General features: G+C 54.8%; 19 protein-coding genes. 7 read left to right on the top strand and 12 right to left on the bottom strand.

Going from position 1 to position 21,494, the window contains the following annotated elements; all coding sequences use genetic code 11:
* Nucleotides 1–75: 75 nt before the first annotated feature.
* The 5 genes from CEE69_RS16025 (at nt 76) to CEE69_RS16045 (ending at nt 4,615) form a co-directional block, all read left to right on the top strand.
* Entirely contained in the window at nt 76–660 is a 585-nt protein-coding gene (locus tag CEE69_RS16025) for a pyroglutamyl-peptidase I (protein WP_099261619.1), read from the top strand.
* 121 nt (nt 661–781) lie between these two features.
* Entirely contained in the window at nt 782–1,918 is a 1,137-nt protein-coding gene (locus CEE69_RS16030) for a leucine-rich repeat domain-containing protein (RefSeq protein WP_099261620.1), read from the top strand.
* Entirely contained in the window at nt 1,915–3,423 is a 1,509-nt protein-coding gene (locus CEE69_RS16035; RefSeq protein ID WP_099261621.1) for a serine/threonine-protein kinase, read from the top strand. The genes CEE69_RS16030 and CEE69_RS16035 overlap by 4 nt, the downstream gene beginning before the upstream one ends.
* A gap of 55 nt (nt 3,424–3,478) precedes the next feature.
* A complete protein-coding gene (gene proC, locus CEE69_RS16040; RefSeq protein ID WP_099261622.1) occupies nt 3,479–4,297 on the top strand; it encodes a pyrroline-5-carboxylate reductase in 819 nt (272 codons plus the stop codon).
* Nucleotides 4,298–4,375: 78 nt separating this feature from the next.
* Nucleotides 4,376–4,615, top strand: coding sequence for a hypothetical protein (locus CEE69_RS16045; protein ID WP_099261623.1), 240 nt, complete (start codon nt 4,376–4,378; stop codon nt 4,613–4,615).
* A 39-nt stretch (nt 4,616–4,654) separates the two neighbouring features.
* Here the strand turns inward: CEE69_RS16045 and CEE69_RS16050 are convergent, their stop codons facing one another.
* Genes CEE69_RS16050 through pyrH form a run of 3 tightly spaced genes read right to left on the bottom strand, consistent with a single transcriptional unit; the run spans nt 4,655 to nt 7,763 of the window.
* Complete coding sequence (locus CEE69_RS16050; protein WP_099261624.1) at nt 4,655–6,373, bottom strand: zinc ribbon domain-containing protein; 1,719 nt, start codon at nt 6,371–6,373, stop codon at nt 4,655–4,657.
* Between the two features lie 6 nt (nt 6,374–6,379).
* Complete coding sequence (gene frr, locus CEE69_RS16055) at nt 6,380–6,940, bottom strand: ribosome recycling factor (protein WP_007339966.1); 561 nt, start codon at nt 6,938–6,940, stop codon at nt 6,380–6,382.
* 43 nt (nt 6,941–6,983) lie between these two features.
* On the bottom strand, nt 6,984–7,763 hold the full coding sequence (pyrH, locus tag CEE69_RS16060) for a UMP kinase (protein ID WP_099261659.1): 780 nt from the start codon (nt 7,761–7,763) through the stop codon (nt 6,984–6,986).
* A gap of 303 nt (nt 7,764–8,066) precedes the next feature.
* Between pyrH and CEE69_RS16065 the strand changes: the two genes are divergently transcribed.
* A complete protein-coding gene (locus CEE69_RS16065; protein WP_099261625.1) occupies nt 8,067–8,405 on the top strand; it encodes a hypothetical protein in 339 nt (112 codons plus the stop codon).
* Nucleotides 8,406–8,472: 67 nt separating this feature from the next.
* Here CEE69_RS16065 and CEE69_RS16070 read toward each other — a convergent pair whose 3' ends face one another.
* The 9 genes from CEE69_RS16070 to CEE69_RS16110 form a co-directional block, all read right to left on the bottom strand.
* Nucleotides 8,473–9,867 carry a carboxypeptidase-like regulatory domain-containing protein gene (locus CEE69_RS16070; protein WP_158231036.1) on the bottom strand — a complete coding sequence of 465 codons (1,395 nt, stop codon included), beginning with the start codon at nt 9,865–9,867 and terminating at the stop codon, nt 8,473–8,475.
* Nucleotides 9,868–10,321: 454 nt separating this feature from the next.
* Nucleotides 10,322–10,672 carry a hypothetical protein gene (locus tag CEE69_RS16075; protein ID WP_099261627.1) on the bottom strand — a complete coding sequence of 117 codons (351 nt, stop codon included), beginning with the start codon at nt 10,670–10,672 and terminating at the stop codon, nt 10,322–10,324.
* 74 nt (nt 10,673–10,746) lie between these two features.
* On the bottom strand, nt 10,747–11,979 hold the full coding sequence (locus CEE69_RS16080; protein WP_099261628.1) for a type II secretion system F family protein: 1,233 nt from the start codon (nt 11,977–11,979) through the stop codon (nt 10,747–10,749).
* Nucleotides 11,980–11,983: 4 nt separating this feature from the next.
* Entirely contained in the window at nt 11,984–13,477 is a 1,494-nt protein-coding gene (locus CEE69_RS16085; protein WP_099261629.1) for a GspE/PulE family protein, read from the bottom strand.
* Nucleotides 13,474–14,070 (bottom strand): hypothetical protein, encoded by a 597-nt coding sequence (locus tag CEE69_RS16090; RefSeq protein ID WP_143549266.1) that lies wholly within the window; start codon nt 14,068–14,070, stop codon nt 13,474–13,476. The genes CEE69_RS16085 and CEE69_RS16090 overlap by 4 nt, the downstream gene beginning before the upstream one ends.
* The gene (locus CEE69_RS16095; RefSeq protein WP_099261631.1) at nt 14,021–15,223 is read right to left on the bottom strand and encodes a PilN domain-containing protein; all 1,203 of its coding nucleotides are present in this window, start codon (nt 15,221–15,223) and stop codon (nt 14,021–14,023) included. The genes CEE69_RS16090 and CEE69_RS16095 overlap by 50 nt, the downstream gene beginning before the upstream one ends.
* Before the next feature lie 2 nt (nt 15,224–15,225).
* The gene (locus CEE69_RS16100; RefSeq protein WP_099261632.1) at nt 15,226–16,179 is read right to left on the bottom strand and encodes a type II secretion system protein; all 954 of its coding nucleotides are present in this window, start codon (nt 16,177–16,179) and stop codon (nt 15,226–15,228) included.
* Nucleotides 16,157–16,711, bottom strand: coding sequence for a type II secretion system protein (locus CEE69_RS16105; RefSeq protein ID WP_143549267.1), 555 nt, complete (start codon nt 16,709–16,711; stop codon nt 16,157–16,159). The genes CEE69_RS16100 and CEE69_RS16105 overlap by 23 nt, the downstream gene beginning before the upstream one ends.
* A gap of 212 nt (nt 16,712–16,923) precedes the next feature.
* Nucleotides 16,924–17,652: a type IV pilin protein gene (locus CEE69_RS16110; protein ID WP_158231037.1), complete on the bottom strand. Its 729-nt coding sequence runs from the start codon at nt 17,650–17,652 to the stop codon at nt 16,924–16,926.
* Between the two features lie 304 nt (nt 17,653–17,956).
* Between CEE69_RS16110 and CEE69_RS16115 the strand changes: the two genes are divergently transcribed.
* A complete protein-coding gene (locus CEE69_RS16115; protein ID WP_099261635.1) occupies nt 17,957–20,032 on the top strand; it encodes a type II secretion system protein GspD in 2,076 nt (691 codons plus the stop codon).
* The last annotated feature ends 1,462 nt before the right edge of the window (nt 20,033–21,494 follow it).

The raw sequence follows: 21,494 nt of genomic DNA on the forward strand, positions 1-21,494 counted from the left end.
CAGCGTTCCGACGCTCGATTGCGGACCTGAAATCCTGCTCCGATTCTCTCGCATTCCCGCCGGACGACCCAACACGTGACCAAGGTTCTCTTGACGGCTTTCGAGCCCTACGACCGCTGGCCGGACAATTCGAGCTGGATGAGCCTGATGGAACTGACGCACTGGTACGACGGGCCGGTGGAGTTGGTCACCCGGCGATACCCGGTCAATCTTCTGACGATGAGCGAACGGCTGCGAGCCGATTTGCAAGCCGGATACGACTTTGCGATCCATTGCGGCCAAGCTCCCGGTTCGACGCACATGAGGCTGGAAAACGTGGGTCTGAATCTGCGGACCGACGGAACCGAGATTCTGCCGGACGCGCCCGCCGCCTACCGTTCTCAGCTGCCACTCTCGATTTCAGCCCAGAAAATTCGTGATGCGGGCATTCCCGCCGCGGTGTCGCATCACGCGGGTACATATCTCTGCAACGCCGCGTTGTACCTGAGTCATCACTATTCAGCGGCGTTCAGCATGCGGACGCAGTCCTTGTTTGTGCACGTGCCTCTGGCCCCATCCCAGGTGGCTCGCGAAAATTCGGATTCACCCAGCATGAGCGTGCCGATGACCAGCGCCGCACTCGCAATTCTGATCCAAAGTCTGGTTGCATCGGCCAACTGAGGAAAAACCGCTGTCGAACTGGCCAACCAGCCAAAGCGGGAGATGACGATTACGGGGGGCAGCGACTATGATGGGTGACTTTGCAGCCCTCCATCTTCCTTCACGGTTCCGCACATTCACCATGAAAAGCTCGCGAAAACTGTCCGTCCTTTGGTTCGTGTCGCTTGTCTGCCTTCTTTTGGGCCCGGTCTCCGGTTTGTCAGCCGATGATGGCGACAAGAACGCCGGCGAGCAACAGACTGCCGAAGCCGAGAAACCGGCCGAAGTGAAGAAAGACGCGAAGCCCGAGAAACCGGCCAAGCAGAAAGATGAGGCGAAAAAGGACGAGCCCAAGAAGCAGGAGCCTAAGAAGGACGAACCGAAAAAGGCTGCTCCAGCCAAGGCTGAGAAGAAGGAGATGAAAGAGGAGAAGAAAGAGGAGAAGAAGAAAGACAAGAAGCCGGAGGAAAAGCCTGTCGTCAAATCGGTCTTTCCTGACAAAGCACTCGAGTCCGCTGTTCGCGCCGAAGTGTTCGCCAAACGGCACAACGAAGAACCAATCACCGCCGAAGATGTCGCGAAAATCTCTCGCGTCGTTGGCACCGCCAAAGGCATTCAGTCGCTTGAGGGTTTGCAGCACTGCAAGTCATTGATGCTGATCGATCTTGCCGACAACGAGTTCTCTGATTTGTCTCCCATCGCCGATTTGAAGCGATTGCAATCGGTCACCTTGGCGGGCAACAAGATCACCAGCCTGGAACCGTTGACCGAATTGGTTGCGATGCAGTTGTTAGATGTTTCTCGCAATGAGCTGACCAGTTTGGATCCACTGACCAAAATGTCGAATCTGCGGACCTTGTATGTTGCTGACAACAAGCTCACCAGCCTCGACCCGCTGGCTGGGCTGACCAAAATCTGGTCGCTCGATGTGGCCGGCAATGAACTGACCAGTTTGGACCCGGTCTCAAAGCTGGGTTGGCTGACGACGTTGGAGGTCTCCGACAACAAACTCACTTCGATTGAGCCACTGACCTCGCTCAATGATTTGGACATGCTGATTGCTCCGGGCAACCCGTTTGCCAATCTGAAACCGCTGGTCGACATGTGCCGAGCGGACGTGGAAGGCGATCGCCGGTTTGCACCCTATCTGAACATCTATCTGTCGCCTGCCCAAATGAAGAACGCCGATTGGGCGGATGACCTTGCTGCGTTGCGAGATCTTGGTGTGCGTCTGCATGAGTACGAGCGAAAGAAGTCGGGAGAAGCAACGAATCCATGAGTGCTCCGACTCCTGAGGAATTCATTCAACGAGCGATTGCAGTTGGAATCGCGGATCGTCGGGAAGTCGATCGTGCGCTTTCGGAACTGGGTGCCGAAGAACGTCGGCTCAGCGAAGTCATCGAGCTGCTGCAGCGACACGGAATCCTGACCACGTTGCAGTGCGAGAAACTGAACCGCGGCGACAAAGGCGGCTACTTCTACGGCGACTACAAGGTTCAGTACCTGATCGGTGCCGGTACGTTCGCTCGCGTCTATCGAGCTGAGAAAGACAACGAGGTCTTTGCCGTCAAAGTGCTGCGAAAGCGTTTTCGCGATGAACCGAAGGAGATGGAGCAATTCCTTCGCGAAGGCAGCATGGGTTTGAAACTCAAACACCCGAACATCGTTCGGATTTTGGATGTTGTTCCCGACGTCCGCAATCCGTTCTTGGTGATGGAGTTTGTCGAAGGGCAGACGCTACGGGAATTGGTCCGCATCCGCAAACAGTTGCCGGTTGAACTGTCGCTAAAATTGACGATGGAAATCGCGGCGGGTTTGGCTCACGCCGCCAGTCTCGGGATTTCGCACCGTGACTTGAAGCTATCTAACGTTCTGATTTCATCGGGAGGCACGGCGAAGCTGGTTGACTTTGGGTTGGCCGCCTTGGCCGATCGAAACAACCCCGAACAAGTCGCTGATTGCCCGAACGCTCGCGCGATCGATTATGCGGCGTTGGAACGAGGCACCAACGTCCGCAAAGATGACCCTCGCAGCGATGTTTTCTTCACTGGAAACATGCTCTATCACATGTTGGCGGGGACACCGGCGCTTTCGGAAACACGAGACCGTTTGGCTCGGTTGAACGTTTCTCGCTTCCAAGAAATCAAACCCATCACGGATCATGTGCCGGATTGCCCGGGGCTTGTCAGTCAGCTGTTGATCAAGATTTTGGCATACGATCCGGAGAAGCGGGTTCAGTCGGCTTCGGCATTGAGGATCGAAGTGGAACGAGTCCTGGAAACGCTCAAGAAGGGTCCGGTCGAACGGCAAGTCCACGACACGAGTGGAACCGTCGACGCCGCGGATGTGGGTGACGATCACGTGGTCACCAATGAGGGTGAAGGCTACGTGGTGATGCTGGTGGAATCGAAAGCCAACCTGCAAAACGCCGTTCGTGAAAGATTGAAAGCACGGGGTTACCGAGTGTTGATCATCGCGGATCCAAAACGTGCTTTGGCTCGATTCGAGGACGACATCGAGAATCCCGCAGATTGTGTGATCTTTGGAGCAGCCGAACTTGGCAACGACGCGTTGGAGGCCTACAACCAGTTCGTCACCGACGAACAGACTGCTGAAATTCCTGCGGTCTTGCTGGTCGATCAACGCCAAGGACACATCATCGGTCGCGCCAAACGCGGCCCCAATCGCGTGCTGCTTCCACTGCCGCTGCGAGTCAAGCAACTACGAGTTGCGTTGATGCAGTTGCTGGCCAACGTCGAAAAGCGTACCCCGGGAATGTTCTGAGTCGTCTGGTCGGTCGTCTTCTTCCTAACACGCGACAGATGGATTGAATCTCGAGATGCAACTCACCGGATTGACGGTCATTGGCGGCGGGCAAATGGCTCGGGCTCTCGTTGGCGGAATGCTCGAAAGCGGATGCCTGAAACCCAGTGGACTGACGGTTGTTCACAAAACCAAATCGACTGGGGATTGGTGGTCGTCGAAGTACCCCGAGTGCTCGACCACGACCGACACGGTTGCCGCGGTATCGGGTGCGAAGGTCGTGATGTTGGCTGTCAAACCGCACATCATTGCAGACGTTTTGGCAGTGAAGAATGACGCGGGCAAATCGGCTGACTGGTCGGAACGATTGATCGTTTCGATCGCTGCCGGGATCGGTCTCGACAAACTGACACAAGGCGTTGGACACGATCGGGTCGTTCGCGTGATGCCAAATACGCCGAGCCTGGTCGGTGAAGGCGCCAGCGGTTTCTGCGTCAGTTCCGGAGTGAACAACGACGACATTGAACTGATCGAAACGATGCTGAGCAGCGTCGGTATCGCGTCTCAGGTCACCGAGCCACAAATGAATGCGGTCACGGGCGTCAGTGGTTCCGGACCCGCGTACGTATTCTTGATTATCGAAGCGCTCGCCGACGGCGGTGTTGCGGCGGGCTTGCCGCGTGCGACCGCTCTGCAATTGGCGACGCAGACAGTTCTCGGTGCGGCGAAAATGGTTCGCGAAACGGGGGAGCATCCCGGCGTGCTGAAGGACAACGTCTGCAGCCCCGGTGGAACAACCATTGCCGCGATGAGCGTCCTGGAACAGAATGCGGTGCGAGGAGCGATGATTCAAGCTGTTCAAGCGTCAGCGAACCGCAGTCGCGAACTGGCCTAGTTCAGCCGCTTAGTCTGCTGTTGCGAGCCAGCACAATTCGCTCGAGACATTTCCTAGAACTTCCACAGGGACACCGCGATGGTTTCGCCGATCGTCAAAGTTGACGACAAACACGTGCCGCTTTACCGAGTCGTTTGGGTGGCGGATTTGCCGCACTTTTGTGGCGAAGAAGACTGCCAACGTGAAGGCTACTACGAGATCCGTTTGGACGTCGAAGATTCCGTGTGGACGAGCTCGGCCGAGCGAGATGTTGTGCTCGAAGCGTTGAACCGTTGGTGCGGTGACCCTCGCGAAGATTCCGACGAGCGGCCTTTTTAGATCTGCAGGCGGCAAAGCGGTTTCGCCGCTTCCGTCTTTTCAGCCACCACTGGCTTCGCGAGCTCGTTCTGCCTCGCGAACTTCATCGATGTCGTTGTCTCTGGGCTGGTCATTGACCGACTGGCCAATCGCCTTTGCCAATCGACCCAACATCGCAAAGTAGATGAAGGTTCCCGCGGTGCCCACAAAGATGCACACCACCGCCGCGGCCACGGGAGGAAACAAACTGGCCATGAAAAAGATCAGGAAGGCACCAAAGAAGATCAACGCTGCGGACAGATAGAAACCGCCCCACGCTTCTTCGCAACGCGTCACGCTACGTCCGACTTCGGGCGAGAACGGGACGAACATATTCTGCATGTCCAACATCGACAGCAAGACAAAAGGGAAGAGCAGAAACACAGAGAGCATGGTCAAGCAAACCGTTGCTAAGTTCTGACCAAACGCGAGGGTGCCGATGAGCCAACCTGGTCCGCCGGTCAAGCCGACGGCGGCGAAGCAGAATGCTGTGGGAGCCAGCCACTCCATAGGTTCCAGGGTCAGCGGCCAATCCGAAACTGATTCTTCATCGTTGCTCACTGATTGCAGGATGGTGAATCCGCACGCCAACACCATCGCTCCGTAAACGATGCCAGCGGGAAACAAGAACTTCAGTGCCGCATCAAATCCAGATGCGATCGCGATGAAAGCAATCACAGCAGCGATGGACGACAGGATCAGCCAATGAACGGTCACGCTGAACTGGCCGAAGACTCCAAAGACAGCTTTCGCCCAGTCGGAAATTTTGGGCACGTCCAAATCGGGAGCCGGTTCTTCTTCTTCGACGCGGGCAGCTTGGGCGAGCAACTCTTGAGCTGATTTGCGGAACGGATCAGCGGGGCGATCGCTCTGCGTCACCGCGGTTTCGTTGAACTGGAAAGATTGGGCGCGATCCATGTCGATCACAACCTTCTTCTTCTTCCGAGGCGCCGGCGGAACTTTGATCGACTTGTGACAATCGTGGCAACGAATTTGTTTGCCGGACTGTGCGGAGGTCACATTCATCATGGTCGCACAAACGGGGCATCGAACACGGAAGTTCTCTTCGTATTCAACGTTGTGAGCGACTGGTTCGTCGGAGGCCGGCGGCTTGGGCTTGCTCGCCGATGCCGCCAGGGCGGCGGCTTGGCTGAACAACGGATCGACCATCGAGTCCTTTGCCGCGGGAGTTGCTGCTTCGCCCGCACTCGGGAACGAGGACACCGATTCTTCCATCGAATCGAAATTGAATGGATCGTCGGGGTCGTCAAACGCGTCAGCAGCAGGCTCCTGCTTGCCGTTTTCTGTCCCTCTCGAAATGTCCTGGATATTGTCGAACCCAAACGGATCTTCGTCATCCGATGATGAGGCGGAGTCGACCGGAGGCAGATCCATGTCGAACATGTCGCCACCGGAGTCAGCCGAATCCTGCTTCGACGCTTGCGAGTCGGCTTCTGATGGAACGCTCGACCCGGCAGGCTTGGGTGTCACCGCCGGAGAAATATTCGCAGGAGCCACTTGGGTGGGTTGCGACGTGGCCGCAGGTTTCTGCGGCGTGGAACTCTTCTCGGGCGGATCACTCAGTACCAACCAATCGTCGTCGTCATTGGTGGAATTGGCTGAGACCCCAGGGACCAAGAACGTGTCCTGGCACTTCGGGCAAATCACGCGAGTCCCGCCGGCATCGTCGCTTACCGCGACGGCCGCGAAACATCGCGGGCATTGCACCGATTGTGTCATGGACGATCAGTCCTCCATCACTTCCGCTTCGCGAGCTTTGGCGGATTCATTGACGTTTGTTTCAGCTTTCTTGGTCAACTCTTGCACTTGATCTTTGGTCTTGTCGCGATCGTCTTCCGTCATCTCTTTGTCCTTCTCGGCTGTTTCAGCAGCTTTGTTGGCATCGCGACGAATGTTGCGGATCGACACCTTCGCCTCTTCCGCCAACTCTTTGATTCGCGAAACCATTTTCTTGCGGACTTCGCCCGACAATGGCGGCACGTTCAAACGAATGACGCGGCCATCGTTTTGTGGGTTCAAACCCAAATCGCCGGCGACAATCGCTTTTTCGATATCTTTGATTGTCGTTGCGTCGTACGGGCGAATCAAGATTTGTTGTGGCTCCGGCGTGCCAATGCTGGCCAATTGTTTCAGCGGCGTCAGCGAACCGTAAACCTCGACTTTGATCGAATCGACCAAACCTGGGTTAGCTCTTCCGGTGCGAATCCCCGACAAATTGTTCTGCAACACCGAAACGGCTTTGTCCATTCGCTCTTCGGCGTCCATCAATATCTCGTCGCTCGTCATCGTGTCATCCTGGGGATTGAGGAGGGGGAAAGGCTGTTTGCAATCAATGTTGGTTGGTTTGTGTGTCCTGTGGGTCACCGATCCAGGTTCCCACGGATTCACCGCGGACGGCACGAACGATGTTGCCGTCCTGCTTAAAATTAAACACCAAGATTGGCTTGCGGTGTTCGTTGCACAACGCGATGGCGGTCGCATCCATCACGCGAAGCTTCTTCTGGATCACTTCGTTGTAGCTGAGTTGTTCGTACAAAACCGCATGTGGGTTCTTTTCTGGATCGTCGCTGTAGACGCCGTCCACGCGGGTCGCTTTCAAAATCACGTCGGCTTCGATCTCGAGTGCTCGTTGAGCCGCGGCTGTGTCAGTCGTTACAAACGGACTTCCGATTCCTCCGGAAAGGATGATCACGCGGCCTTTTTCGAGATGTCGGATGGCGCGGCGGCGGATGAATTGTTCCGCGACGCGGTCGACGGGCAACGCACTCATCACTCGAGTCTGCAACCCGATCGAATCGAGAGCGTCTTGCAACGCCAGCGAGTTGATCACCGTGGCGAGCATGCCCATGTAGTGGGCCGTGGCCTCCTGGACTGACGCATTGGCACCAGAGAACGATGCACCTCGCAGGATGTTGCCACCGCCATTGACGATCGCGATTTGACAGCCCGATTCGTGAGCGGATTTGATCTGTTTGGCAATCGCCAGCAATTCGTTGTCGCTGATTCCCCGCTTGCCAGATTCAGCCAGGCTTTCGCCGCTGAGTTTCAAAATCACGCGGCGATAACGTAAATCGCCTTCCGGTTGACTCGATGGGGCAGTGTCGGGCATCTCGGCGTCAGGTCGTGTCAGAGGAAGCGAAGAGAGAAGGTGTGTCGCCACGCAAAATCGCTGCATTTGCGAGCGAGCGGGGCAGCTAAAACGGTAACGATTTCCGCGTGTTTGCGAAACCAGACACGATTCTCCGTGTTTTTGTTTCACCAACACGATCCTTCGCTACAGACCGCCCCTGTAGATGGGGATCAATTGTGCTTTTCCGCTCCCTTCCCTCGATTCTTGACCTAGGGTTGTGGTGAGAGGTCTCTCGAAAACGTGTGCAAGACACGCTCGTTACCCGTGTGAGGATCCACATTGATGCCGTTGCCACCTCCAACTCAAACCAGCCAGACGACACCTGTGACCGTAATTCCGCCCCGTCGGAACCGGCAGGAGTCCGCTGTGCGATCGGAAACCACGGAATCGCGTTCGACCGAGCGAGAAGTTCGCCAAGACCGCCGTCGAAATAGAGAATCAGGCGACAGTGGATTCGCGAGAGAACGGCGTCAATTCGGTAGTTCTCATGCCGATCTGTCGGAAGATGGTTGTGAACTGGCTGCAGCGATCGATCAGTACAAGATGAAACATCATCGTCGGTACATTACCTGCGACGAAATGTTGATCGTGATGCGAGAACTTGGCTACAGCAAATCGTAGCTACTCGGAACGGGTTCCCCTGAAACTCAATGTCAGGGCGTAGCCGACGGTCTGACGGAGGCCATTATTACTCTGACGGCAAATCCGATTTCAGCTGGATCACTAGCGGATCATCAGACACAACCATCGCTCGTTTGGTTTTGTATTGGGGGCCGACCTTGAATTGTTTGGGCGGGTACGCCGAGGGCATCCGTTCGAGCGTGAACTCCCCCTCTTCATTCGTCCTGGAAAAATCGTTGGACGTTTGAAACCTGTTCCAGGCGTAGACGCCGACGTTTGCTAGTGGGTCGCCATCTTGATCGATCAGCTTTCCACGGACGAGTCTCGTTGGTATCAATTCGAGGGGTTCCAGGTCGCACGTCGTTGAGTCGATTGGAACCATGGTTCGTTTGCCTTGCGGTAGCTGGAGGTTTCTCGGTTGCTCAAATCGGTGAGCCTGGTTGAAACCATCCACAACGGTCAATGATTCGTATCCGATCGTGCCTGGAAAGACTCTCGCTTGAAATCGGCCGTTCGCGTCGGTCTTGGTGTAGACCGCTAATTCTCGGCTGACGCCTGCATCTCGGCCATGGTTGATCTTCACCGACTTGCTTGCTGCAGGTTCGCCTGATTCACGGTAGACGTACCGACTTCGAACCAGGACCATCTTTATCGCCTTGCAGTCAAGCTTTAGCTCTTCTCCGGGGCTCACCGTCGCCTTCTTTGGCAAAGTGATTCGCACTTTTGCTTCCTCGCCGAAACGATCGACCAACTTAAATTTGCCCGCTGCCATGGCAGGCAGATGAAACGTTCCGCTCTGGTCCAACCTGACTTTCGCGACGCCTTGCATCGACAAAGTGGCATTCTTTGGGCGACGGAAGCCAGATGTCTCGAACAACAACTCGGTCGCATTCAGCGCGTCAGGATCGACGCCGTTCGGTACGCGAACGACACCACTCACAGAACCGACTGGATAAATTACCAAGTCGTTCTGAAGTTCCTTTCCAATCGTGTTGTTGTTGGTGAAAGACCTTTGCAGGCCATGGTCGGGGGATTCACATTCCAATTCTGCGAATTCCATCCGGTCGATGGTCGAAAAGGAAACTCGGCCATCAGCATCCGTGGTTCGAGCCAACGATGCACGGAGCACTTGGGGAACACCGATTCGTTTTCGAATCGCACCGTGGTCATTGTTGTCGTCTGGCGTCAACTCTCGGGCGAACCAAACAAGCTGAGTCGGGGTAATCGTGACATTGGGCTGCGGGGCCCCCTCGGCGCTGATGATTCGCAAATCGGTTGACGGTTTGGGAAGCCGAATGACCAAGTCCTTTTCCAAGTCCTCTCGATCCGGCATTTCTATCGCTTTACCGTAGAACATCGCGACTGAACGAAGGTTCCACTGGAAATAGGCATCAGGAATTCCTACGGATGTCCCAAGCAGCCATGTTCGTTCGTGTTCATTGCCGACGGATGGGACTGTCACCCAGGTTGCCACTAGTCCCGGCCCCCCTTCGATTCTTTTCAGATAGGGGTTTGCGATCAGGACACCGTCAGGCAATTGAAATTGGCCAGAATCATTTGTCGTTGTCTGATGTCGCAGCTTGTACTGCTTCTCCTCCCTGCGAATCCCAGATTCTCCGAATTGCCTGACCAACGCGTTTGGAATCGGTTGGTCATCAACATCGAGAAGCGTGAAGGTTGGACCCGAAGCGTCTGCAACCGTCGGCGGGAGCGTTTCAACAAGAAGACAAGTCAGGATTGTCGTAGCGATCCATCCGAAATTCGATACGGGACTGCTGAAGCGGTTGCGACGCATCGTGGTAACTCATCTCATCACGCGAACGAACTCAGGATTGGCGACCTCCCAATAGACTCGCGATGAAATGTCAAGGCAATCATTGCTCGTCGTCCAAGCTTTGCTGGCCACTGATCAAAACTTACTTGAGCAAGAATTCGCGGGATCCGTCCGGGCTCTCCAAGACCAATGTTGTTTGCGTGAAATCCGCAAGAACAAACGAGCGATCGTCAAACTCGACGATGTCGCGTTCGGCCAGACGTTGCCTCTGCAACGGAATCACACGAACCCGTGTTCCGTTCAAAGAAACAATCGCGGTACCGTTGTCCCGATCGCGAAGCATCAATCCCAACAGCTTCAGATGAACCGGGCGAGATCCACTGGGCGTCGGAGTGGCTGAAGGAGCCTGCGCCGAATCAGCAAAATTGGCCGCGTTGATTTTTGCAACGAGTTGAGGACTCGGCGTAGTGGGGTCGCCAGCATGGGCGGACATGGAGCCTAGTACGCCGACGAAACAAACTGCCAGCACCTGACGTATTGGCCATCCAAATCGGAAGGTTGAATCGATCAATTGAAGTTGCCTCCGGCGCTCATCAACGCCATAAAGAATGCTGCGTAGACGTAGCCTACCAGGCCACCCACAACCACGATGATTGCGGGTTCGATTAGCTTCTCGATCCGTTTGCGTTGGGTTTCGACCTGTCCCTCGTAGAACTCACCGACATGTTCCAAGGTCGATGGCAGGTCACCGGTTTTTTCGCCAACCGCGATCATGCTCGCAAGCAAAGCACCAAAACCTTTGTCATGCAGGGAACTCGCAAACCCGCCGCCTCTCGCGATCTGTTTCCTCGTTTGGTTCAGTCCACTTTGGAGATACTGGTTGTGTTGCAATGCAGCGGCTGTGATCAATGCGTCCTGAAGAAAGACTCCACTGCGCAATAGCAACGCCAGCGACGCGGCCAGTTGCTGTGTCTCGGCCATTCTTAGCAGACTACCCAGCAACGGAATCTGAAGCAGAAACTGGTCGATTCGGTACCGTCCCGGCGGCCATCGATAGCAAAGTCCTATCGCCGCGAAGACTGCTACAACGAGAACCGCGAGTGTTGTGCTGTAATGGTTGATCCATGTCGATACATCAAGCAGCGATTGCGTCATCGCGGGAAGCTTTCGACCCATCGCGTCTAGGAATTTCGCCAGCTTTGGGATCGCCCAACCAATCAGATAGATCGCTACGCACGTTGCCGAAACGGCAACCAGGCAAGGGTAGGCCAGTGCCGACAGCAGGGCTCCTTTGGATTGGCGGCGCCGTTCCATGGCCTCTGAAGCTCGTCGAAGTGTCAGCGCAAGTTCACCCGATGATTCGCCGATCTCCGCCAGTTGCACGACCATTGGCGGAAATGCTTTTGAATCTGACAATGCAGTTGCGAAAGAGATCCCTTGTTCGATTGCTTCGTTTAGCTTCCTACAAAGATGTCGCATCCGTCCATTCGGACAATGTTCGCTCAGTTCACTGAGGGCCGGTTGCAACGCGAGTCCGCTCGTGAGCATCACTGAAAGCTGCAACAGCATGAGCTCGATATCTACCGAGCGAATGGAACGGAAGCCGCACCCTTGAAGGGCGGAAATGTAGTCGCGACATTTGGCAACCGAATCATTGACAATTTGTTGCTCGTCAATTCCGATCAAACGAATGTCACGTTTTGCCAGAACTCGCTGCACGTCTTGAGGACAGGCCTCGCGCATCGTCCCTCGTTCGATGGATCCGCCGCTCGTTTGTGCAAGGTAAGAATAGACAGGCATGATTTCACCAAGTTGCCACGCCGCGGATGATCTGCTCGGCGGTGGTGTCTCCCGCCTGAATCTTCTGAAGTCCGTCGTCGGAGAATAGACATGCGTCCGTCGTTTGCATGTGTTGATGCAGCTCGGATTCGGACGCACCACCTGAGATCAAGTCCGACAGCTCGGCGCCGCCTCGCAGCATTTCGAAAATGGCGGTTCGTCCGATGAACCCTCGGCCAGCACAGTAAACACATCCCTGAGATCGAAACGCACCTGTGCCCTCGGCTGATGGGATTCCAAGAGCGGCGGCTTCGGTACGCGAGAGTGTCGCGGGAACGCGGCAATGGGGGCAGAGTTTTCGAACGAGTCGCTGCGCGATTGCCATGCGAAGCGTTGCTGCGACCAGGAACGGTTGCACGCCCATGTCGATCAAACGGGTGACCACCCCGGCGGCATTGTTGGTGTGCAGAGTGCTGAAAACCAAGTGCCCAGTCAGGGAGGCCTTGATGGCAAGTTCCGCCGTTTCAGCGTCTCGTATTTCGCCGAGCATGATGATGTCGGGGTCGTGTCGCAGGATGCTGCGCAGAGCACCCAGGAACGTAACCTTTTCCGCTGAGTCGACCTCGACCTGAGTGACCCCCGGGATTTCATACTCAATGGGGTCTTCCACCGTGATCACGTTCCCGCCGCGAGTTGCCATTAACTCGGTGATCGACGTGTAAAGTGTCGTTGATTTGCCACTTCCCGTTGGCCCGGTCAACAGTATCAGGCCGCTTGGACTTTGCAGGGCTGATGAAAAGTGAACCATCTCGCGTTCTGCCATGCCCAGATTCGCCAGTGACAGTTCACTGTGCATCGGAGCCAGCAAACGGAGTGTCACTCGTTCTCCATAACGGGTTGGAATCGTAGCGACGCGAACGTTGATTTTTGGCAGTTGTGCGTCCGCTGCAATCGAGAAGCGACCGTCTTGAGGGGCACGCTTCTCGGCGATGTTCAGGCCTGCGAGGACCTTGATCCGGCTTGCTACACCCGCCTGCAGCTCGAGATCGATGTGCCGGAAAGTCTCCAAGATTCCGTCGACGCGAAAACGACATTCCAGCGAAGTTTCACTTGGGACGAGATGAATGTCTGACGCTCCGCGCAAGCAGGCTGCTCTGATCAACTCGGAGCAAACCTTCACGGTTTCGCAAGATTCATCCTCCGTGTCGTCCGAAATGCCTGCTTCAGCCCGAACGTGCACCTGTCCGAGCACACGTCGCATCGAATCTCTGTCGGCGCGAACGAACTGAATGGGTGACTTGATTTTGGTTGTCACGAAACGCCGAACGGCTGCAAGTCGCGGATTGCATGTGGCGACAATCACTTGATCGTCGATCTTACAGAGTGCAATCGTTTGAAACCGGCGTGCTCCCGCGGCAGGTAAAACACGGGACCAGAACGGGTCAATTTTCACTCGCTTCAGATCGATCTCTTCCAAGTCCGCCAGGCATTCGGTCGTTGGTGCTGTTGTGGTACTCATGGCACAACCTCCGAGAAGCCGACTACCAATTCCCACTGACAAGGCATCGAAGTCGATGTGCGTGTCATGGTGAGTTCGGTGACAGCCAGGTTGGGCAACGTTGTTTCGATGACCTTCACGATCGTTTGCACGCTATGAAAGCTTCCTTCGAGCGACAAACGGTAGCTGGCGGAGTTCAATGTCGGAAGATTTGCATCGGGATATTCGGGGGTTGCGCTAACACATGTCACATCATTGGAATCAACCAAATCCAACACGTCGGCAAACGCCTCCACAACAGTCGGGCTCTGATGCGTGGGGTTTGGCAATGCGTCTTTCGCATTCAAAGGGGGCGTAGCCTGTTCAGCGAAGCCAATCTGCGTTGTGGGGTGCGAATCAGATTGCTGTTTGAGTTGCTGCTCAAGTAGCCCAATCCCGCCCAGCTGTTGCCGAGTTGCCGCGTCCAATTGCTCATGTTGACGGTGGCGTATGAAAGCTCCATATGCAGTTTGCAGCACCATTGCAACTGCAACGGCGACCAAAACACGGCCGTGTCGATGCGGGTCAACGAACATTGGCTGCAACGCTCCCATGAACAGACAACGGTTGCTCATTTGGCAGGAGGCCATTTTCCGAAAACGTTAGTCGCAATTCGAACTGCACAAGATCACCGAAAGGAGTCGCTGACATCTCGGATGGCTGGACACGCGAGAGAAGCGATCCAAATTCGAGTTCCAGTCGTTCCAAAAGGTTGGACACCGTCAAGCAATCCATGGCCAAGCCGGAAAGTGTGATCCTTCGGTCCTTCAGTTCAATGCCTTGCATCCAGTGCCCCATTCCAGCGGTCGCTTCCAACGTACTCAACACCTGCGAGGGGCGTTTTGAGCTTGCCAACCGCTCACCAATTTGCTGTCGCAACCTATTTTGGTTTTCGATTTCGGCGGTCAGATTGGCTTGATTTTCTTCTTGAGCGTCAAGGTCTTGTATCGCCTTGGCTTCGGAACGATCGACGTCCTTTCTGAGCTGCTTCTCATAGTTCACTATTCGCGACAAAACAGTTTCGGCGTCCGCGAGGCGACGCTCTCCATGAATATGCAATGCCGCCGTCGTCGCAATGACGATCGTGGTGACAATCAGTGAATTCCGAAAGGCGTTGCTTGAATGAGTGGCTCGTTGGTCGGGCTCAATGATTGGTATCGTGCCGTCATTCGACAGATGTTTGGCCAGCCATTCTTTCGCCAGGTCACCATACGATTCGGTGTTATCTCCCTCGAAAAAATCTGTGATCTCATCCGGGGCCATATTCATCGACGCGAGACCAGTCAGTTTTCCTGCCCAAGCAGGGATCGCCGCCGTGACTTCGTCCAGCTGATCTTGTTCTGCTTGGGTAACCCACCAAGTAGAATCCGCACCGGAGCGGCGCATAGCGACATGACCAAGTCGCGAATTAAATGGAGAACTCCCTGAGTGTTCTTCGGCTTGCAGTGCCAGGGTCTGCTCAAGCTGTCCCGTCGGAATCGCTTTGGCAATTTTGGATGCCAGTGTGACTTCACCTGACCAAACTTCATCGGTCAGGATCCACACTCGGCCCTTTGTTCGCGGCCCGTCGTCGTAAGCCAATTCAATCGATTCGCCCAAACTGAAATCTTCTGGTCGTTCCGTTCGTTTTGACCAAACGACATCACCTACAGGCCCAGCTGAAATGTCGACACGTGCAATGAAGCTATCGCTTACCAATACGACCGTGTGTTGAGTTGCTGTGTTCATACCTAAAGCCGCAATTCCATTTCAATCCGGACGTCCGAATTGCTGGTGACTGTGAAGTAGTGAACATAGGTCGTCCGTGCGATGAGTTCGCCAACGTCCAATTGGTCGTTGAGATTCAGGTCCAACCAAATGACCCCGCGTGCGGCGGCGGTTCCATGGACAAGGTCCGTCTTTGTTGCTTCGAAGGACCCAGACGGGCCGACCGGAATCATGACTTCTTCGACTGCTCCCGAAGTGCCCCCATTTCCGTTGACGCAGTACAGCAGTATCCCCGACTGTTGAAGGCCCAGAAGAGACGGGATGATTCGTAATCCAGTGATCCCGTCAATGTCAAACAAGCGGAACGTAACGGTTGACTCGAATTCCGAGTTTGAAATCGCAATCGACAGATCGGAAGCGTATCCATCCTCGGGAAGAATCGAATCGCCATCTGAGCCGGTGGATTGAAAGTTGACTGTCCCAGCTCCAGCGGTGATTGTTAACGGACGTCCCCAGCCATCGACTATGTTTGATTGCCCAACCCCAAGTTGCAGGTACGGGCCTCTCCAACCGCTGGACAAGCTGACGTCGTCGATTGAATCATTGTTGGAGTCAAATGTCTGAATTGAATGACTGATCATGCCGACGGGTTGGACTACAAGATCATCTGGGTCACTAGGAAACGATCCCGTGTCGGCGACAAAACCTTCCAGTATTCTTTGGCCGTTCAGCTGACGAATGTTGGAATCGCCGATCGTTGCCAATCGCATCGACTCCAGTACTCGTTGCGTTGCTTCAAAACGCGATTGATCAGCAATGGGATCGAGCGATCGCACCGCGATGGTCGAAAGAATGGCCAAAATCCCAAGCGAAACGATCAATTCCAACAGCGTCAACGCATGACGAATTTTTCGCTGCGGATGAATCGATTGGATGGTCTTGCAAGCCCGTGGCTCAGTGCAGTGTGAGAGCGACATAAAGGTCGTCTCCTACATCTGTGCTGGTCAATGCTGCCGTCGCTGTCGACGGTGGAATCGTGACAACGCCGTCGGGACCCGCGGAAACAATTCGCAAATCGCGAGGCACCGCGGTTGGAAGGACGTCTTGGACGAGAATGGAATGACTCCATGCATCGACCATGTACGGCGCGCCTGCGCTGACTTGATCACCCGTGGACGTCCACAAATAGGGTCCACGCCATCCAATCTTTGAATGGAACGAGAAGTCGATGGTGCCATCGCCAGTGACTGGATTCGCAAAAAGCCAATCGATGTCAAATCGATCGGACTCAGTTGCGGTTGTCGTGATCCCGTCCAGCGTGACGAATTTGGTATCGCGCCAATAGTCGCCCATCGCATCGCCGATCTGATTCAGCGAAGATATGGTGACGACCTGATTCGCGTTTTGAATCGTGCCCGAATACACGGGAATCAAAATTCCCGATATCGCCACCAAGATGCAAAGGACAACAATCAACTCAATGAGAGTGAATGCTGATCTCAATCGCATAACGTGCCCCGTTATTTGTAGTCGTTCCCGAACCGCGATCTGTTGGATGCTGAACGAGTCAGTGAACTTCTTTTGGTCCTCGATCAAATGCTAATCGACGCAAGTCTGTAGCGTCTCAGTTGCTAAGTGCGTGGTCGAGTCAGTTGGATGCCCCAAAATGGGTCGTCAATCAGCGAGTTAGCTGAACGCCGATCCAATTTGTCCAAGCCGACTTAGATGTTTGACGCAACCGCGAAGTAGTTCGACAAGCCTGTGGTGAGCCCTTCACCAGTTGGCGCGATAACCGTTTTGAATTTGGCACGAGCAAGTGGATCGGTGCCATCGGTGATTTGAAACACGGCGATGAATCGTCCGTAGACGGACTCAGGGTTGAGCACTCCATTCTCAGGGAAGTAGATTGGAGCCTCAATGTTGGTTTCGCCATTGAGTTCGGAGATGGTTCCCAATCCCAAGATGATGTACTTGCCAGCAACGCCGGTTGTTTCCAATCCCAACGCGACTTGGGTGGCAGGTGTCAGGCCTTTGAGAACAGTGGTGTCGGTTAGTGCCGTTGCGGTTGATGGTTGGAATGTGTTGTCACCCGCCGTGTGAACTCCAACGCTTGAAATCCCAGCGGCAGTGAGTGGAGCACGCGTGAGTGCGGTCAACGTCACATCGGCCGTCGCTGCTGTCAATGAAGCCGTCAGCGTGTCCAAGTCGGTTCCGGTCAGGTCTGTCATCAAGCTATCCAGGTTGTCCGGATACGACAGGTACTGGGTCTCATAGCGTTGCACCGAATTGGCAACTTCCGAGATATTCGCGACACTGGCACTCGCGTTGGTACGTCCAACCATGTCGGAGACGGCTGGGATCAAGATGGCGGCCAATCCAACGAGGATCATTAGCACGACAATTAATTCCACCAGCGTAAACGCGGTTCGTTTTTTAGGTTTGGTAATCATTTGGGTATTCCTTGGGGACATATTCGAACGCAGTCGATGCCGCACCATCAAAATTGAATGTGTTTGATGCCTGGTGAAATTCAGGACCGAAAAACTCTAGCACGCAATCGGTGATTGCCATTGAAATCAAGTGGAAAACCGTGAAACAGGGAAGGTTTCCTCAAGATAGGGCTCCGCAACCGTTCACGATTGCAGGATTCTCTGTTCATAGCGTTCCAACCGTTATTTCCCTCAAGCCGTAAAGTCAGGGCAGACGACAAAACCGTTACGGGCTTCTACTACGTCAATCTCGGAGGGCACTGAGATGTCAAACGCAGCTTCCCGGCTGAGGCGACAGCTCTATGCAATGTCGTTGACGCTGGCAATCGGGTCATGGACTAGCGGGCAAGAATTGCCGCGGCCGACGCTGGAACTGAATGGTTCCGAGGGGAACAATCCATCCGACTTTCGAAACATGCTGCTTTTGGGCGAAGCAGCGGACATGGATGATGCCGTTCTGTCCGGACCCAATGTTCCCTCGAAGGGGCTGGCAAAGATCAGTCCGGTCGAACAGATCCCAGCTGGGCGATCGAGCGACTCGCTCAAGATCATTCAGTTCGAGGACGTTCCACTTTCGGAGGCGATGAAGCTCTTCGCGATCGAAACCGGGCTCAATATTCTCTGCTCGGCTGACGCGGGCAGTACGCCAATCACCGTGTATCTCCACGGCGTCGAACCCGTTGCCGCTTTGGAGGCAATCGTCAAAGCCAACGGGCTGTTCTACCGCATGGACAACGCATCAGGCATTTTTCGGATTTCCACAGCGGAGGAGTACGAAAAGGATCTGACCAGCTTTCGTGAAGAACAAACACGCGTATTCACGCTGCTCTATCCGAATCCGGTCGCCGTTGCGCAGGTCATCGGTCAGATCTACGGTGATCGAGTGGATTTGAACATGGCCGATTCAGACACGGACGAACTGAACGATCTATCTCAGCGTTTCAATCGCTTCGATTTGGTGGATGGTCGAGCCTTAGGATTGGGGACTTTTGAAGCGTCGGGCGATGGCAGTGTCAGCTCGGGCAGCATCGGCGGTGGATCAAGTGGAGGACTGGGGGGATTGCAAGGCGGTGGCGGACTCACCGGCCGATCTCGTTCGCGATCGCTGTTGAACCCGGGGGCAGTAAGTCGGGTTGGCGAAAACTTGACCGCCCGAGAGATCCAGGAGATTGAAAGCCGCATGGCTGCAATTGGTGACGTTTCCCATGAGACACGTTCGCGGTTGATGCATGAAGGCAAGGCAACCATTTACGTTTCGACTATCCGCCGGAACAATCAGATCGTTGTGCGGACTGCGGATGTTCACTCGATGGCGGAGATCGAGCAACTGATTCTCGAACTGGATGTTCCAACACCAACGGTTTTGCTTGAGGTAAAGGTTCTGCGGATCGAATTGGCCGACGGGGTGAACACGGCTTTTGAATACTTCTCTCAAGCAGATAGCATGGCAACAGGGTTTAGCGATGGGAGTCCCTACCCCTCTTTTCCTGGTAGCAATGTAGCCGGTCGTGCCTTGGCGTCTGGCTTGGGAGTTTCGGGGACTTTGCCAGGGGCGCTGACGTTTCAGGTCGTCGATCGAAACTTTCAGTTCCGAATGCAAGCGTTGAAAAGCCAAAACCGAGTGACCGCGTTGGCGACTCCATTGATTTTGACTGCCAACAATGAGGTCAGTCGAATCTTTGTTGGCGATACCCTGCCATTCACTGTCGGATTCACACCTTCCCAAGTCATCGGTGGGATCAACGCTGCTTCGGGGGCTGTCAGTGCGACACCGATCACCGAGTTGCGTGATGTCGGCCAATCGTTGCTGATTACCCCCAACATCAACGCGGATCGGACGGTGACACTGCGTGTGGTGGAGGAAAACTCGGAGCGGATCTTGGGTGGAGCGTCGATTCCAATTCCAGATGCTACTGGGGTTGGCGTGACTTCGGTGAGCGTCGACACGGTTCGCCGCAGGACGGTCAGCGGCACGATGGTGGCTCAAGATGGGATGGCTGTCGCCCTGGGCGGTTTGATCGAAGAACGCATCAGTTCGTCGCATGACCGAGTCCCGATTTTGGGCGACATCCCTGGTGTCGGTTTCCTGTTCCGTCGGAACGCTGACAATCGGTCACGAAGTGAGTTGGTGGTGATGATCCGTCCTTGTGTCTTTAGTACGCCGAGCGAATCCGCCGCGCGGTCACAGACAATGCTTCACGAACTGAGCTTGCATCCAAACAGCCCCGATGCAACCGGCGATCTCAATACCTATTTGGCGTGTGATGTGATCCGCGCCGAGCCTGAGTGCCGCGAAAGAGCCAAGCTCTTCCGGTTTCACAATGTGAAAGGCTCGCCGTGAACATGATCATTCGTCCAAAGAAGTCAACTTCAGTAGAATGTCACAGTGCTTTGCTCGTCAGCATGATGGTCCTCGGACTTACTTGGGGATGTTCGATTCCCAATAAGGGTGATGGGCAGGTCGGAGGTGGCGGCGAGAACTTTGAGGGCTTAGTAGAAAACCACAAAGCAGCCGTTCTAGAAGCGGTAGAAGAGCCTAGAGTCCAGAACCCTCCCGCAAAGACGATTCGTTTTGACGGTCGTGAAACCGTGCTGGGAACCGCGGAAGTGGCTCCCGTATCAACAGCTCAGTTTTGTAGTGAACTGCAAGCTTTCCTGGATCAGCAAAAGCTCTTTTCCGCGTCTAGGTTCGTCGACGCCCATGTTGACGTTGCTGAACAAGCTTTTTGGGAACGGTGTGTTGACGATTCGAGTGCAGAGCTTATCAGTTTCATTTCCGAGCAACTATCTCAGGGAGTGCCTCCCGCTATCTCGTTGAGTCGTCTGCAGTTGACGTTCAAAACAGAAGAAGCTCAGGCGATTGCCTACCACCAATCACGCACCGATTTCATTGCACAACTTCAGTCTGGCAATCCATCGGAAGAGGCTGCGCAACAACTCCGAAACATTGCACAGAGTTTGGATCATCCCTTGGTGATGTTGGATGCCCTTCGATTGCTTGGCTTGCGAGAGCTCGTCAATGAACGCTTCGGGTGGGCAGAGTCGCTGCTGCTGCAGGCTGCACAGATTGCGGAGGAACACGAAGACAACGAACGCGCAAATCGGATCTGGCTAATGGTTGCCAAAACCTGCCTCCATTCCGAACGCCAAGCAGATGCAATGAATGCCTGGGGCAAGGCAACTCAAGGCCGGGTGAATTTGCATTTGGAAGGAAGTCGACGATTCGATTCCCAATTTTGGATTCGAGCCATAGAACAACGTCCAAGTGAGACGAAATGGCCCTCAGCGTTGCCGAGAGCATTTGCGAAGTTTGGCCGGACTACCGGTTGCGAACTCTCTGCGACATCGTCACCAGAGCTCGTCTTGTGGGGTGCTGTCGGATCAGCACACTACGAACGGTTGGAGTTTCAGGCCGCACTCTTGGGCTTCAAGAAGGCCGAATCGTTTGCAACGGGTGACGATGTGATGTGGCTGCGAATCTTGCAGAGCAAATGCCTCGCGAGTTTAGGGCAAACGGCCGCCGCCGCGGCGCTATTAAGTGGTCCAGCTGCCAGTGAAAACGTAAGCGTTGCAATTGCGGCGAAGGCAGCAATGGGAAGTGTGAAATTGCAGAGTGGTGCGTTCCAACAGGGAATTCAGATACTTAGTAGCGCATTGAACGATTCGGGTGAAACTCAGTGGAATGGCCGCAGTCATGCTGAAGCGGACTATTCCCGCATTATTCACCAAGCCTGTGAGCTCGTTGTTTTTTGTTGGTGGCGTGGTCGGGAGCATTGCTGTCCGAGCTTTTGGCGTTGATTCTT

Source organism: Rhodopirellula bahusiensis, assembly GCF_002727185.1.
GTDB lineage: Bacteria > Planctomycetota > Planctomycetia > Pirellulales > Pirellulaceae > Rhodopirellula > Rhodopirellula bahusiensis.

What these genes read in the sequence shown, in the direction of transcription:
- CEE69_RS16090 (WP_143549266.1), bottom strand. Translation starts at nt 14,070, where the DNA reads ATGAGCAACCGTTGTCTGTTCATGGGAGCGTTGCAGCCAATGTTCGTT.
- CEE69_RS16050 (WP_099261624.1), bottom strand. Translation starts at nt 6,373, where the DNA reads ATGACACAATCGGTGCAATGCCCGCGATGTTTCGCGGCCGTCGCGGTA.
- CEE69_RS16110 (WP_158231037.1), bottom strand. Translation starts at nt 17,652, where the DNA reads ATGATTACCAAACCTAAAAAACGAACCGCGTTTACGCTGGTGGAATTA.
- pyrH (WP_099261659.1), bottom strand. Translation starts at nt 7,763, where the DNA reads ATGCCCGACACTGCCCCATCGAGTCAACCGGAAGGCGATTTACGTTAT.
- CEE69_RS16115 (WP_099261635.1), top strand. Translation starts at nt 17,957, where the DNA reads ATGTCAAACGCAGCTTCCCGGCTGAGGCGACAGCTCTATGCAATGTCG.
- CEE69_RS16030 (WP_099261620.1), top strand. Translation starts at nt 782, where the DNA reads ATGAAAAGCTCGCGAAAACTGTCCGTCCTTTGGTTCGTGTCGCTTGTC.
- CEE69_RS16095 (WP_099261631.1), bottom strand. Translation starts at nt 15,223, where the DNA reads ATGAACACAGCAACTCAACACACGGTCGTATTGGTAAGCGATAGCTTC.
- CEE69_RS16085 (WP_099261629.1), bottom strand. Translation starts at nt 13,477, where the DNA reads ATGAGTACCACAACAGCACCAACGACCGAATGCCTGGCGGACTTGGAA.
- CEE69_RS16045 (WP_099261623.1), top strand. Translation starts at nt 4,376, where the DNA reads ATGGTTTCGCCGATCGTCAAAGTTGACGACAAACACGTGCCGCTTTAC.
- proC (WP_099261622.1), top strand. Translation starts at nt 3,479, where the DNA reads ATGCAACTCACCGGATTGACGGTCATTGGCGGCGGGCAAATGGCTCGG.
- CEE69_RS16035 (WP_099261621.1), top strand. Translation starts at nt 1,915, where the DNA reads ATGAGTGCTCCGACTCCTGAGGAATTCATTCAACGAGCGATTGCAGTT.
- CEE69_RS16065 (WP_099261625.1), top strand. Translation starts at nt 8,067, where the DNA reads ATGCCGTTGCCACCTCCAACTCAAACCAGCCAGACGACACCTGTGACC.
- frr (WP_007339966.1), bottom strand. Translation starts at nt 6,940, where the DNA reads ATGACGAGCGACGAGATATTGATGGACGCCGAAGAGCGAATGGACAAA.
- CEE69_RS16105 (WP_143549267.1), bottom strand. Translation starts at nt 16,711, where the DNA reads ATGCGATTGAGATCAGCATTCACTCTCATTGAGTTGATTGTTGTCCTT.
- CEE69_RS16100 (WP_099261632.1), bottom strand. Translation starts at nt 16,179, where the DNA reads ATGTCGCTCTCACACTGCACTGAGCCACGGGCTTGCAAGACCATCCAA.
- CEE69_RS16080 (WP_099261628.1), bottom strand. Translation starts at nt 11,979, where the DNA reads ATGCCTGTCTATTCTTACCTTGCACAAACGAGCGGCGGATCCATCGAA.
- CEE69_RS16075 (WP_099261627.1), bottom strand. Translation starts at nt 10,672, where the DNA reads ATGTCCGCCCATGCTGGCGACCCCACTACGCCGAGTCCTCAACTCGTT.